Source organism: Bacillus haynesii, assembly GCF_014042035.1.
Classification (GTDB): domain Bacteria; phylum Bacillota; class Bacilli; order Bacillales; family Bacillaceae; genus Bacillus; species Bacillus haynesii.
This window is the reverse complement of the sequence record NZ_CP059494.1, coordinates 292,331-306,798: the sequence shown is the minus strand read 5'-3', so window position 1 is coordinate 306,798 and position 14,468 is coordinate 292,331. Positions and strand designations below refer to the sequence as shown.

Genomic DNA, 14,468 nt, shown 5'->3' with positions numbered 1-14,468 from the left:
TCATAAGAATGATGCATAAATGATAAACCCTATAGCAACTATAGGGTCAAGGGGTTCGTTATTTTTTCAGCACTCTGAATTCTGTGAGGAAGTCTTCTTCTTTTAATGAGTTATAGCTGTTTGGAAAAGAAACTTGATATACTTTTCCATCCGTTTGAATGCCATGAGATTCAATAAAATCGTACAGTTTTTGATAGTATGAAAAATAATTTGTTGCAGTGCAATCAAATGAAATACATACATATTCACCGGATGGGATCGTATCTATCCCAATATTTTGTTCTCCTGTATCTATCTTTACTCCATCATAAATTGTCGTAAAAACACTGTTGCAATAAATATCACCGGAATCTTTATAAGGCTTTAAATCATAAATCAGTCCATAATGGTTATCGACTATATCTCCTCTTTCTTCAAGGACTTCAGCCAATTTTCGGTAATACAAATCTGATTGGTCATGAGGATTCACTTGAGGTGTCGCTGCTTTTAAAATGGTTTGGCCTTCTATATCCCGAACATAAACCAGACCTTCTTCTTTTTTAGTGCGTATCTCCAATTGTTCATGAAGCTGATTCTTTCTTCTTTGAAGCAATTGCCTGGCACGTTCGAGTCTTTCCATTTCACGCTCAATCACGTTTTCTTGCTCCTCAAGGAAGGTTTGCATCAGTTCAGGGGTACATGTATGTGAGATAATGCGCTTAATTTCTTCCAAAGGCGTTTTAATGTATTTGAGATATTTTATAATATCCAAATAAAAGAACTGTTTAACATGGTAATATCGATAGCCATTATCCCGGTCTGTACATTGAGGCTTGAAAATTCCGATCTTATCATAATAGCGCAATGTTTGAATTGAAATGTTATTTAGACGGGCTGTTTCCCCGATTGAAAAATATTCCTTCATCAATCTCATCCTTTCTTTTTTTGTTAGTTCCAAGAATTCTTTCTTCGACTATACTATGACCTTCAACTGAACGATCTTGAGAAAAACCTGTTTAAGACGATCTTCCTTTCGTTCTTTGTTAAATATATCCACCAAGAAAATATCTTTCCTGTCTATCCAAAAGAATTGATCCTACAGTTACTACAAGGTTTATGATTTGTTATGCAGCTTTAAAAATGGTGATGAAAGGGGTGAGTATCTGCCACAAGATGATGAGAGAATCCACCAAACACGAATGAGAATTAACCACATTATAGCAATTTCACAGTCGATAGAGTGTATCTAATAGCATGAATAGCTGCATTTTAAGCGGAAGATATGGAATTTGTCTGTCGGGGTATGAGCACTTCCTTCAGACGTTTAGTTTTTAGTTATTGCTTATCGCCGATGGAAGAAGGATCTTTTTTCCTTCGAAAAGGGCATAAATCCAGATATGGTGATGATTTGCTTCAAGTGCCATCGCTTACCGCCGTATTGGTATCATTGATGTAATCTTGGACAATTTATACCAAGGCAAGGCATTACTTAAAGATGGTACATATTCAATTCGGCCATCGCCCAGTTCGTCTTAACCCTATGTCAGCTTCGGAGGAAAGAAAAAACGCAGCCCGAAATCGCAAAAGAGCGCAGGATTTCACGGAGCTACGTATCCCGGATTGAAAAACGCCGTCTGCGGTTGGCTTGCGCTTCGGTCCCCGGCACAAATCCGATTTGCGACGAAACAAAAACGAACGTTCAAGCGTTTTACATGAGAAATATCAGTCCAAATTTTCAAAATGGCAACATGGAGACACGCCCCGTTCATCCGGTTACTTAACTTAGCTCCGATTGGTGCCGTCAAACACCAATGATCCCAGCATTAGTGATGCAAGATGCTATACCTAACCTTTACAGCATCAACCGAGAATGTCGATATATCACCCAATAGGCTTCCGACAATCATTTGATGATCGGCCTCCAGCTCAAAAAGAAGTTTTTAACAACCCTATCATTCTCCCAATGAATTGTAAGGAATGTCCGAAAAAGAAAATCCCAAATTCTCAGTAAAACCACTGAGAATTTGGGATTTTTCATTCAAAATGTAGTTCTATTACTATAAGCGAATGACAACATACAAGCTGGTTACTTATCAGGTTATCACTAGCTCGTCCATATGCTTCTGCTGCATTAGTTTTCATTTAAAAGTCTCATCATCTTTTCCATGAAATCATTATAGTCTTTGGCTTTTATTAGCTCATGAACATTTCTCCACTCGGATAAAATGTTAATCACCCCTTCGAAGAAAGGACTGAATAACTCACGCTGCTGTTTATTAATTGAAATCATAACAATGATTTGAACTTTCTCTTTCCCCCAATCTACAGGGCGATCCAAGATGTTGATACAAATACCCGTTTTTGCAGCATCCATATGCATGGAATGAGGAACAGCTACATTGTTATTAAAAGCAGTTGAGGACATGCGCTCTCTCTCAAGCACAGACTTTCCATAATCTATAGAGACATAGCCTTTTTCATACAGAAGTTTTGCCATGAATGCAATATAAGATTCAGCGCTGTCGAGATAAACATTTTTCATAAACAAATCTTCATCAAAATATAAATCAAGATATTGTTTAACTTTGCGATTCTTTTTTTGTTTATTTAATTTGTTTAATTGAATTTGGATGTATTCATAGTCCTCTTCTGTCAGATAAGGATGAACGAATACAGATGGGGTTTGTTCATCCTTTAGTGGTAATGTGCTTATGATTAAATCTATTTTTTCGAGTAGGACAATCTCACTTGAGTCAGATAAAACTTTTATAATCTCTATAGAATTGTGAAATTTCTTTTCGAGCTTTTGAATGAGTTGCAGTCGCATATCATAGTAGTTTGGACAAATTACTGCACATATAATTTTATTTTCCAAATTTTTCCTTCGTTCGAAATAGGAGCCAATATGAAAAGCAATATAAGAAATCTCATCCTCATTAATATGAATGTTTTCCATCAGCTGAATTTGATTCGAGATAAAGACAGCCAGCTCATAAATTAGAGGGTATGAATCCTTTAATTTATAGGTTAAAGGATTCTTAACCATTTGCCCGTACTTTGCCCGAAAAAGCAGATTGCGTATATGGAGCGTAAACTTAACAAAAAACTCATCATCAACAATTTCAATAAAGTAGCATTCGTGTACTTTCTCTAACAGTTTCTTTGACAGGTTTACGTAATGTTCGGCGACGTAGCGATTTAAAGAGCTGGATGTTAATGACTGATAATTCAGCAATGTCGTTTTACTTGATAAAAGCAATATAAAATTGTATCGCTCCGATTCATTAAAGGCAATACCATATTTCACTTCCAATAAATCCGCAATTTTATTAGCTGCTTCGGTTTCAAAATTACTTTTTAATTTATTAAGGTCAGATGACTGAATGACCGAGTTGTTGTTTTTGATTCGATCCAATGTAATCACAAGGTGGAGAAGAAGATTATTCATAATATAATCGTTTACATACAAATTAAACTCCTCAAGAATGGAAGCGATTTCATTTTTTAGTGAAAAAACATCGTAATTCGGAAAAGAATCTTGAACAGCCTTTAAACTTAAAAATTCTTCGGAAGTTTCTTGTGAAATAATAAAGCTCATTAATCGCCGCTTATCCGTCTCTTCACCTAATAAAATAAGCGTGTCTTTCTTATGACGGATTTTTAAGCTGTACGGCTTAATCATTTTATTAGCCTGAACAATATCATTTTCGATTGATGAAACACTTAAAAAAAGCTTCTCACCTAAATCAAATATATTTAGCCCTTCTGTGTGAAGAATTAATTCTTTCAAGATCACTTTTATACGGTCTATTGGAGAAGTGTAATGATTGTCCGTTTTCACTTTATCTCTGCTTATTAGCTGATACCCTTGTGCAGAAGACGTAATAACCATTTGATCCCGGTTAATTTCATTGACATATTTTCTAATGGTTCTTGTGGACACTTTAAAATAACTTGATAAACTTGCCGCAGTACACCAATCATTTTTAGTTGCCAAGTATTGAATAAAAGCCTCTCTACGATCATTTCTCATCATCGGGCTCCTTTATATAAAAATATAGAACTTCTGATTATATTATAGAAAAACGATAACCTATATTCGAATAAAAAAAGTTCCTGCAAATAGGAACTTTCAGACCTTTGACAAAACAGGTTGTTCTCTTTAATCCGCCCTATTTTATTTAAGTGAGGGAGCTGTCCAAGTCAATTTCCCCTGTTTTTTCCGATTCATGCAGCCAAAACAAGCTGACCGCGTATTTGCAGAAAGATCGAGATGGGTTTCCGGCATTCCCTCACTTTCTGTCATTCTTCCCTATAGTTGATCAGCAGTCCAAAGGTATTTTTTTCGAGTGACAATGCTTCAGTTGGCTTGTATTTTCCTGTCATTGTGTGTGGGATCATCGATTTTCCTTCACTTCACTTTCCAACAAAAATTCTCGGCATAATGCATTGTTTTACGTGCCGGAAACGAAAAAACAATCGTGACTTTATTCCTTCTTCAAGGAAGGATAAGCGCCAGAAAAGACGGCAGAGCATTTTCACCATCTTTTCTGTCATAATTCGTGTACGGTAGATGTATCTTCCCAGTATTTTGTGAAATCTTCATAATTATATAAGGGTGGGTTCATTTAACCCGCCATGTTAACACATACTAACTTGATTTTAGCGAATTAGAAATACCCAAAAACACTATAATCCATCTGACAAATAGAAAATAAAAATCGTTTGTTGTGTTTTAGAAAATATATTACGGAAATTTGTTTGACCAGATGACTAAATGACCAAGCTGACTGACATTTTTATTTTTGTTCAGCCAAACCTTCTTGTGTCATTACTTTTTCTAAAGTGGCGATTGCATCTTCTTCGTCAGCACCTTGAGCAATTATTTTAATAACAGCATCTTTTGGAATGCCCAGGGACATAACTCCCATTATCGATTTTAGATTCACGGTTTTTCCGTTGTATTCCAAATAAATATCAGCGCTAAATTTGCTTGCGGTCTGGACTAATGTTGTTGAGGGACGTGCATGAATTCCAACCTGATCAATGATTGTAAATGTTTTATTTATCATATCTTAACTCCTTCATTTTTAACTAACCTTTCATCAAGTAACGCTAGATCCAATCAGCAAAACTGTCATTTGTTATCCTAAATCCTCTCCATTTGTTGCAACGACCTTTTGATACCAATAGAAGCTGTCTTTTTTCTTCCGTTCGAGCGTTCCATTGCCGTAATCATCTTTATCAACGTAGATGAATCCATAGCGCTTGGACATTTCGGATGATGAACAACTGACAATATCAATTGGCCCCCAAGGATAGTAGCCGATTACTTCCACACCATCCTTAATTGCTTCTTTTATTTGTTCAATGTGGCGTTTAAGGAAATCGATGCGGTACGGGTCATGAATTTCGCCGTTTTCATCAACGTTATCATAAGCACCGATGCCGTTTTCAGTAATCATGATCGGTTTTTGGTAACGATCATAATACAGATTTAAAGCGGTTCTTAAACCGATTGGATCGATGGACCAGCCCCAATCGCTCGCTTCAAGCTCCGGATTTATTTTTGCAGAGTTAGCCTGCCTTACGCTTTCTGCATCAGAAATTCGAGTGTAGTAATAAGAGAAGCTAAAGAAATCTGCTGTATTTTTGAAATCTTCCTCATCATTTTCTCCGAATTGAATATGAAGATTATTTTCTTCAAAGAAGCGGAAAGCGTAATTTGGATACTTGCCACGCATGAGAATATCAGAGAAATAGTATTCCATTTGGTTGCGTTTTACCGTTGCCAGTACATCTTCCGGCTTACATGTTGCAGGATGAGAAATTGCATCGAAGAGCATCATTCCGATTTGCATCTCTGGATTAATTTCTTTAGCTATCTTTGTTGCTCTCGCACAAGCAACAAGCTCATTGTGTGCCCCCTGATATTTGGCTTCCAGTAGGTTTTCCACGCGATCTGCCGGAATACCGAGATGATTGAACGACTCGAACGTAATTAAATTAATTTGATTGACGAGAATCCAATATTTCACTTTGTCTTTATAACGTTTAAATAATACTTCACAATAACGGACAAAGAAGTCAATCGTTTTCCGGTTATACCAGCCATTGTATTCAGTTGCTAAATGTAATGGCATTTCATAATGGGAAACCGTAATGAGCGGCTCCATTCCATTTTTAATGATCTCATCAATTAGATCATCGTAGAATTTTAATCCTTCTTCATTCGGCTCTGACTCATCTCCCTTCGGAAATATGCGGGCCCAATTGATAGATGTACGGAACGAATTCATTCCCGTTTCTGCCAGCATTTTTAAATCTTCTTTATAGCGGTGATAGAAATCAACCGCTGTTCGTTTTGGATAGTGGCCTTCTTTATCTTCTATTGCAAATTGAATGTCTTCAGTTGTCAGTTCAAAATTGCCTTTTTTCTTAATATCCACGCTATCATTAAACTTATTGATATCTGCTACACAGAGTCCTTTTCCGCCTTCCAGATAGGCGCCTTCTGCTTGGTTTGCCGCAATGGCGCCCCCCCATAAAAAGTTTTCAGGGAATGTATTTGGATTTTTTCTCAATTTAATTGCCTCCTTAATCGGCTTTATGAATGCCTATTACATAGTATTTAATAACTTGTGCATAACCGCAGCCACACCGCTTTATTTGGAAAAGTGACTTCATACGAATCAAGGTTATGCCTGCATTCCATCAATTTTTTCATCAAGTCTTCTAAAAACGCGAACTAACCGCTTAGCAATTTCATACTCGCTCTTTACTGTCATTAACGTATCTTGGGCATGAGCAAACAGCAATGAAAAAATAGGTTCCTCTCCCCGTGCCTCTTTTTGTACTGTTTCTGTTTGCAGTTTATGAGATGCAACGATATCTTTATTGGCTTTTTCTAATAGTTCTTCAGCGCAGTCATAGTTTTCTTCTTCACAACATTTTAATGCTTCCATGACATCATTGCGGGCATCACCTGCATGTAAAATCATTTGCATTGAAACTAAATTCAGTGCTTCTTGTTCTTTTTCTCTATCAACCATGATACAATCTCCTTCAATGTTTTTTATAAACTATAAGAATCACTCTTCGCTTAGTTCTGATTCTTTCTTCTTTTCTTGAATATCGTATGCTTTGAAAAATGGGAAGAAAATAATAAACGCAACGGCGAATAATATAATGGCTAAAATAATAGCTCTCCAATCTTGAGTAGCCAAATATGATGAAATGGGCATTGGTACATACCAAAGCAAAAATGTCTTCGAAGGGATGCTTACCCAACCTAAATAGAGAGCCCAGTAGGTAATACTTGGAATAACAATAGATACAATCCACATCGGAATCATAAAAAACGGATTAAAGACAACCGGAGCCCCAAACATTAAAGGTTCATTGATATTAAAGATGGATGGGACAACTGTTGCTCGTCCAATCGCCTTCAAGCGCATCGACTTTGCTAAAAAGAACATCATAATCACAAGAGGCAAAGTTGTTCCGATACCGCCCATATCTGTAAATGCATAGAGAGTTTCAACAACGCCTATATTGGATGGATCTCCTCCTGCTGCTGCAACTTGCTCATTTTCTGCTAGAGCTGATAAATAAACTGGATAAACGACTGGTATCATTGCCCAGCCACTGATACCGAATGTATACAAAAATGCTGGAATGAAAATAGATAAAACAAAACCAGGGTAGGTTTGCACAATATTTGATAATGGTTTAAAAATAGCCAGGATGACTTCAAAGAAATCAATATTTGCTTGAACGCCAATCAGCCATCCAGACAGCATAATCAACGTAATCGGTATAAGCGTGTCAAACCACACAGCGATAAAGTCCGGCAACGAAGAATCCTCTGAAAAAAACGAAAATTTCGAGAATAAAAAGAGGACAAATCCAACAAACAAACCGACAATCAGGGAGAGAAACATACCGGTTGCTCCGAATCGATCAAGGACAAATTGAATTTTTCCGTCCTCTAAGATAACGGGTGACAGCAAAAATAGATAGAGCGACAGACCCGTTGCGCCTGCTACTAATTTTTTATTATCCTGTTTCTTTTTTTCCATAATGAAATATGGGATTAAGAAGGCAACGAATATGCCGAGAAGACCGAATGTAAAAGTATTAATAAGTGAAACATCAGGAAACCACGAAACCACATTATTCAATAAACTGACGATCGTAATTAACGAACCTACTAGGATGAGCGGCAGAATGGTCATAACAGAATCCTGAATCGAAGATATCCAAGGGTTTTTCGTAATTTTATTTACTCGCGGAGTGAACGAGTTTGTCATAAATGTCATGATTTTGTCCATCATATTATTCACCTGAGCCAAGTAAGTTTACGATATGATCGCACGCTTTATTGCCATCTAATGAGCCATAAATGCTTTGTGGGATAACAGATACTTTAATTTGATATTCTTTTACTCTTTCCTTTATTTCATCCTCCATATATTTCAAATGAGGACCAATTAATAAAACATCGATTTCATTTAGGTACTCTGATAATTGGGACTCACTTCGAGCCTGCACAGACATTTCCAATCCTCTTTTCTTACTTGCTTTACGAATGGCGTTTGCCATAAAACCGCTGGAAGCACCTGCACCACAGATTAATAACACTTGTGTCATCTTAATTTCCCCCTAACAATATTGTTTTCGCTTACATGTTCAGTATGTCATTTGCCGATTTTCAATACCAATAATAAAAGTTCCTATCCATAGGAAATCAAAGGGGGCGGACACAGGCAAATCGAACTTTCAGATAAACACAAGGGGCGGGAATTTCCCGCCTCAAATCATTTCCCCTTAGCCTGATAAAACACATGAAACATCTTCAACAGCGCTCGCTTCTCAATCTCCGACACATAGTTGTGCAGCTTATTTTCCATTCATTTATATCTCCATCAAAAACATTTTATAATCCCCTTAAAAATTCTTGTTTTACCTCTTTTTTAATTGCATCACCGACCAACGAGATATAACTTATCGTTTACTGCATTAAAATAACAAAAACGGATAACCTGCGGGCGGCAACGAAATTTCGCTCATCGATGTCCTAAGGATCGGAAAACGAAGACGTCATCGACACCATCCAGCTCAGGTACGGACTTGAAAAATGCAAAAAATAAACCGTCATCTTGGACGTCAGAAAAAAGAAGAAAGAGAAAACGCAAAGGAGCTCGAGATAATGCGATGACTCCGAATGTGAGAAATGGGTGAAGAGGAAGTGATATTAGTGAAGAGACTCAGGGAGATATAAACCCGGCCTCTTACATGAAAAAAATACGCTGAGGATTTTTTGCACATTCATAGTTCCATGACAGATTAAAGGACTAAATACTTGTTCAATTCAGTCTTTTAGTTTAATAACTTAAGCTTTTGTCTTATTAAAACAATAAAGTACAGGTTGCAAAATATATAAACAAAACACAATCCAAATAAAAAGAGAGAAACACTAAAATATAGAATGAAAAGCGTTTGGATCAGCCAATTTTGATTGCGCAGGGAAAGTTTCAGCTTCACTTGTAACTGTTTGTTTATTTAGCTTTTTTATATGTGAGAAATAGACTTGGAATGAAGATTAGGGCAATGACAATTGTAGAAACTAGGTACCCGGCATGGTAACCTTTTAAGCCATTCGCAATCGTTGGTTGCAATCCTTCCCGTGACAGTTGCGATAACGGTTGCGATAACTTTAATACCGACACCCGCTTCTGGTAGTTGTTTGCTGTCAAGTCCTGTATAAGCGTCGCTCGTCAACGGAAGATTAATGCACTCGATACTGGTGCCGCAGATGATGCAAATCCAAATTATACTTGTTTTATCGATGATAAAGATAAGATGAATAGACCCGATAAGCGAAAGAGCAAAGCTGATCATAAACCACGTAGTTCGCACCGATCTTATCAATCATTTTTCCGATCAGCGGCACTGGTAACGAGCATCCCAACTCCCCCAAAGCAACTTTCATCTGTCTACCTTTAGGGAAGCATATCATAACGCGGAGATCATTTTATAACAAAAAACTTATTTATATCCGTCCAGCCGATAGCAATTGCTTTGAAATAATCTTCACCGATTTGTATTTGTTTTGTTGTGCTCTGCCTTCCACCTAATTTTTCATAAAAATTTATCGATGGATTACCGGCTAAAACCCATACCATTAATGATTTTATGTTTTTCTTTACAAGCTCCTCTACAATCGCCTTCATTAGTCGAGAGCCGATTCTTTTTTTCTGATACTGTAACAACAAATAAATTGCGGAAACTTCACCCTTATATTTGCTAAGATGATCACGGTTTGGACCTCCGGAAGCAAAGCCTATAATTTTACCGTCGGTTTCTTGTGCAACATAGACAATATCTTGATTTTGAGGATCACTTAATGAAGTTCTCCAAAGCTCTGCCTGATTTTCGACAGAGAGCTTAGATAACGTGTCATCAGGCAATACTCCTTGATATGTGGTTTTCCAACTTTCCACATGAACATTGGCAATTGAATTAGCGTCTGACGATTTGGCTTTTCTTATTAAAATCATTTTTTCCTCCTATAATTAATATTTTCCTTAAAAAGGATATCGCAAATATCGGCGGCTTTTCTTAAATGGTTAAGATCTGAATATATCAATTGTTCAGAAGGAACTCTAAGGATAAAGTACTTTTTCCATACCACCTTTCTCCGACAATTAACATACTATTACCATTACTGTCAGTAATACAAGAGGCATGGATTCCGATAAATCGATTTGATAAAGATGGTACTGAAAAAGGCGGTGTGCAAAGGGATATAGTGAAAATATAATAGAACTTGACATATCTGCTCTCCGTAAAGCAATCAGATCTGGTGCAGTCAAGGATATTGTAATTTTATCTCCTAAACAAATTGAAAGGTTAATCAAAAATGATACTCGACAGTCTGAGCATTGGAAAAATAATGGACTCAAAGAGATACTGAATACTTTGTAAAAGATGAAGTTCCAAAACAATTTATCAAACTATATCCGAAAGAGTGATAGATATGCTTCTATATTATAAAAATAAATGTTTGGGTGAAATAAAAGGCGCTACTGTTGAAGGTGTCTGGATCTATGGAACAATCATTCCTAATAAAAACATGGAAAAGTTCAAGGATTTCTTTAAGGCCCTAGTAAACGAGGATGACCCTTTTGCCATTGAGCAGTATAGTGAAGAATGGTTAGATGATGAAAATTGGTTTATTATTGATGAAAAACAAAAAAAGGTTGGTATATCCCTCCCTGGAATTTATGAAAATGATAATGAAATTAATTGGAGATGGAGGTGATTTTGGTGGCCGGAACACCGACTAAACTCTTCACTCCTTCGAGTATAAAAGTAGGATAGTGTCGGGTCTGATGCCTTTACATAGTATAGTAACAGGATTAGATTCTGAGTCCCCTTCTCTCAATACTAAAAAACTGACGTGGATTATCCTTACGTCAGTTTTATTTTTCTGCCGTATCCCAATAAGCATCTAATCCTAATCCAACACCTCCTGAGGAATTGTTTTCCGCATAGGTTTCTCTTTCAACACCAGGTTTAAAATTGCTGAAGGCTTTGTAATACCAATTGCGTGATTCAGTTATATTCTCTCAGTACAGTTACATGGTTCACTTCTGATCCATCCTGGTAAAGGTAATAAGTCACCTTAGCTTCATTATCATCGGTTTGTTTTTGTTGCCATCCCTTTATTGATACTTTGACAGCATTGTCAGACTTAAATTTCCTAATAACTTTTTTTCGATAAGTCGCTGAGCTTCTACTGCCTAGATATCCCGGATTAACTCCATTTTTAACGTATGTTTTCGTAAGGTGTGCTGATGCTGCAGAAACAAAATGTGATGATAGTTGATCACCCAAGCAACGGACGACTAGGTCTTCGCTTTATCGGTTGTGATCATATCCGTTGGCTGACCCGCACATGAAGAAACCCTATGGTTCATCATAAAGTGTATTGTTTATCACTGAACTGATCTAACAAAGAACAGTTAAATCCTAAAAAAGGTTTACTTCCAAAAAATATGTATTTTTTCTTGAAATTGTCATTTCGTGTGGTACAATTGACTCGCACAAATAAAAAGTAAAGGGGTGAAATTTGACTTAATCTTATGTGATCTATTTCTTTTGTCTAAAAACGGAGTCCCAAAACCAATAAATTAATGCCAAAAGAAAACTAAAAAGATATAGTTTATACGAAACAAAAGCAGTCATACCGTAATTAGTCAATAAGGCTAAAACCCCACAAACGACAAGAGAAACTATAAAGTAAGTCACCAAATACCATCCATGAAATTTTTTTGGTTTGCGATTTAGAAAGATTTGTATCGGTGTAGCAAAGATTAAATAAGCAACAAACATAAACAAACTTATCGCTGCAAAAGACGAAAAACCAAACCCTTCTAAGAACATCAACGTGTAGACAATTGCCGCTGATACAACTGAAAAAACAACTGTACATAAATAACTAATAATCCCACCAAAAATACGCATTAATCAAACTCCCTTTCTCTTGAAATCAATTTTTTCAAAGATCGGAGGAATTCCCATGAGAAAGTTTTTTGTTCTATCTTTCTTGCTAATTCTGTTTCTTTGTTTATGTTCAATACCTAAAGGTTATGCGAAAGAGATCCCTGATATTGAAACAAAAGTAAAAAATGGACATGTTACATTAAAGGTAAACGAAACAGGAGACGAATACAAGTTTTTCAAAAATGGCGCACCAGTTTACGAAGGTGATTCTAACGAATACAGTGATGATGTGTCAACGATTGGAGATAAATATAAAATAGGGATCTTTCAAAAAGATAAGTTAAAGAAAGTGGTTACTCTAAACGTCTCCAATGATTTAGGAGAAAAAGCTTTAAATTCATCTGAAGAATCTTATGCCGAAGATTTAATGGCTTACCAAATTCAAAACGGTCACTTAAATGTTATAGCTGATGCTGAAAGCGTTCAGCTTTCATGGGATAAACTCCCTGACAAAGACGGAGTATATGAGGTTTGTAGAGACGATCAAAAAATAGGTGAAACAACAAATCAAGAGTTTATAGACTACCATGTGAAATCAGGTGAAAAATACAACTACTCTATCCAAGTTAGTTTGGACCCGCCTGAAGCAAAGAAAAAAGAGATCGAGAAAAAGATACAAGAATCGGGTTCAAATCTTTCAGAAGAAGAAAAATCTAAAATCATGAGTGTTGAAGGTTCCCTCTCTGCAGTTGTAGATATGCCGGAAAACAAAGAATCATACTTAGAATCAAAAGATTCTGTATTAGCTGATGTAACGACTGACGAAAACTTTTCAATACAAGGAAAGCTACCAAAGGATAATATGAAGGGATGGGATTATAAAACTTTCATTCCTTACAAAACAGTTGCAGATCCTAAACCAGAGATTTCGAAAACATATTTAAAGGGGGATAATAGAGGATTTTCAGATACATCAAGTAAATTCAGAACACAGGCGATGGTTAATACACAATTCCATTCGCCGACAAGCATAACCCTGTTTAAAGATGTCAGTCAATCTGTTAGATGTAGCGACCCGAACTGCAAAAAAATCATCGAAAGAAAAACCGCCAGTAGCTCTGGAATAAAGCTGCATATCACTAGCAAAAAAAGCGATTACCTCCATTGGACTGTAACACATGCAGTTGGAATACCATTCGGAAGCTATTATCCAAAGATTGACTACAGTTATAATGTAATGCTGACGAAGAGTATGGCATCCATTTCAGGTAAACATGACAAGGCTCCGAACCATGAATTTTATTTAAGTGCTCCATCCGCTTCAAAGTCAACAACAATCTACAGATATGCAGTTAAGTCAAAGGATGACTTTTGGAATTTGTGGTTCTTCGCTCCTAAAAAGTCTTGGAAAACTGAACTCTTTTAGAGTTTAATAGTACGCCCTCCCCCTTCCATTAGAATAAGGAACTTTTTTATCCTTACTAATAGAAGGGGTTTTTCTTCCTTTGTTACAACTAGAACTTGCTACTTTGTTAGAGTGTGCCGCGCTGTGTATAGAAAACGAAATTCTGATGCACCTTAGAACCCGGAAGAAAACTCAAAAGGATGTTTCACTGTACGAACCCATCGGCCAAGATCAAGAAGAAAAGGAAATATCGCTGATTAATATGCTGAAGTCTAAAATGAGGATTTTATCTCCACAATTCAGTTAAATCTGGAATTAGCAAAATAAAAAGACCATCAATATTTTAGATGAGCGTGAAAAATAAGTTATATTTGGAGGATTTGGGATTAAGTTAAAAATAGAAAAAATACAAAAGGAAATTGCAAAAGAACTAGGGATCACATGCAGTTATGTTTCTAAGATTGAAAAACGCGATTTTAATGTAGATGTTCCATGAGTTTTATCGATAAGGAAAGGGTTAAGAAAGAAAAACAAAAAAAACAAGCAGAAAAGAATTTAGCCCTTCAATCATGAA

General features: G+C 36.4%; 11 protein-coding genes and 4 pseudogenes. 5 read left to right on the top strand and 10 right to left on the bottom strand.

The features are described from left to right. Positions 1 to 58: 58 nt before the first annotated feature. The gene (locus H2R00_RS01510; protein WP_154994433.1) at positions 59 to 904 is read right to left on the bottom strand and encodes a MerR family transcriptional regulator; all 846 of its coding nucleotides are present in this window, start codon (positions 902 to 904) and stop codon (positions 59 to 61) included. Positions 905 to 1,532: 628 nt separating this feature from the next. Between H2R00_RS01510 and H2R00_RS21120 the strand changes: the two are divergent. Continuing rightward, positions 1,533 to 1,616, top strand: a pseudogene (locus H2R00_RS21120) (RNA polymerase subunit sigma-70); the annotation flags it as partial. A 494-nt stretch (positions 1,617 to 2,110) separates the two neighbouring features. Here the strand turns inward: H2R00_RS21120 and H2R00_RS01505 are convergent. The 6 genes from H2R00_RS01505 to H2R00_RS01480 all read right to left on the bottom strand — a co-directional run bounded on the left by H2R00_RS01505 (position 2,111) and on the right by H2R00_RS01480 (position 8,631). After that, positions 2,111 to 4,015, bottom strand: coding sequence for a BglG family transcription antiterminator (locus tag H2R00_RS01505; RefSeq protein WP_244958264.1), 1,905 nt, complete (start codon positions 4,013 to 4,015; stop codon positions 2,111 to 2,113). A 763-nt stretch (positions 4,016 to 4,778) separates the two neighbouring features. Then, positions 4,779 to 5,051 carry a phosphocarrier protein HPr gene (locus tag H2R00_RS01500; protein WP_076794296.1) on the bottom strand — a complete coding sequence of 91 codons (273 nt, stop codon included), beginning with the start codon at positions 5,049 to 5,051 and terminating at the stop codon, positions 4,779 to 4,781. 72 nt (positions 5,052 to 5,123) lie between these two features. Beyond that, on the bottom strand, positions 5,124 to 6,563 hold the full coding sequence (locus H2R00_RS01495) for a glycoside hydrolase family 1 protein (RefSeq protein ID WP_182070336.1): 1,440 nt from the start codon (positions 6,561 to 6,563) through the stop codon (positions 5,124 to 5,126). 114 nt (positions 6,564 to 6,677) lie between these two features. Then, entirely contained in the window at positions 6,678 to 7,031 is a 354-nt protein-coding gene (locus tag H2R00_RS01490) for a PTS lactose/cellobiose transporter subunit IIA (RefSeq protein WP_182070335.1), read from the bottom strand. A 39-nt stretch (positions 7,032 to 7,070) separates the two neighbouring features. Next, positions 7,071 to 8,315 carry a PTS sugar transporter subunit IIC gene (locus H2R00_RS01485; RefSeq protein WP_268295397.1) on the bottom strand — a complete coding sequence of 415 codons (1,245 nt, stop codon included), beginning with the start codon at positions 8,313 to 8,315 and terminating at the stop codon, positions 7,071 to 7,073. 1 nt (position 8,316) lies between these two features. Continuing rightward, complete coding sequence (locus H2R00_RS01480; RefSeq protein ID WP_154994441.1) at positions 8,317 to 8,631, bottom strand: PTS sugar transporter subunit IIB; 315 nt, start codon at positions 8,629 to 8,631, stop codon at positions 8,317 to 8,319. Between the two features lie 400 nt (positions 8,632 to 9,031). Between H2R00_RS01480 and H2R00_RS21450 the strand changes: the two are divergent. Continuing rightward, positions 9,032 to 9,128: pseudogene (locus H2R00_RS21450) on the top strand (RNA polymerase subunit sigma-70); the annotation flags it as partial. A gap of 411 nt (positions 9,129 to 9,539) precedes the next feature. Here the strand turns inward: H2R00_RS21450 and H2R00_RS21115 are convergent. Both H2R00_RS21115 and H2R00_RS01475 read right to left on the bottom strand, forming a co-directional pair. Next, positions 9,540 to 9,956 (bottom strand): annotated as a pseudogene (locus H2R00_RS21115) (MFS transporter); the annotation flags it as partial. A 54-nt stretch (positions 9,957 to 10,010) separates the two neighbouring features. Then, on the bottom strand, positions 10,011 to 10,541 hold the full coding sequence (locus H2R00_RS01475) for a GNAT family N-acetyltransferase (RefSeq protein WP_182070334.1): 531 nt from the start codon (positions 10,539 to 10,541) through the stop codon (positions 10,011 to 10,013). 479 nt (positions 10,542 to 11,020) lie between these two features. On the opposite strand from H2R00_RS01475, the gene H2R00_RS01470 reads away from it, so the two are divergent. Then, positions 11,021 to 11,305: a hypothetical protein gene (locus tag H2R00_RS01470; protein WP_182070333.1), complete on the top strand. Its 285-nt coding sequence runs from the start codon at positions 11,021 to 11,023 to the stop codon at positions 11,303 to 11,305. An 830-nt stretch (positions 11,306 to 12,135) separates the two neighbouring features. On the opposite strand, the gene H2R00_RS01465 is transcribed toward H2R00_RS01470, so the two are convergent. Next, positions 12,136 to 12,510, bottom strand: coding sequence for a UPF0715 family protein (locus H2R00_RS01465; protein ID WP_182070332.1), 375 nt, complete (start codon positions 12,508 to 12,510; stop codon positions 12,136 to 12,138). A gap of 55 nt (positions 12,511 to 12,565) precedes the next feature. Between H2R00_RS01465 and H2R00_RS01460 the strand changes: the two genes are divergently transcribed. After that, a complete protein-coding gene (locus H2R00_RS01460) occupies positions 12,566 to 13,915 on the top strand; it encodes a hypothetical protein (RefSeq protein ID WP_182070331.1) in 1,350 nt (449 codons plus the stop codon). Between the two features lie 115 nt (positions 13,916 to 14,030). Next, a pseudogene (locus H2R00_RS21110) lies at positions 14,031 to 14,467 on the top strand (RNA polymerase subunit sigma-70); the annotation flags it as partial. Between the last annotated feature and the right edge of the window lies 1 nt (position 14,468).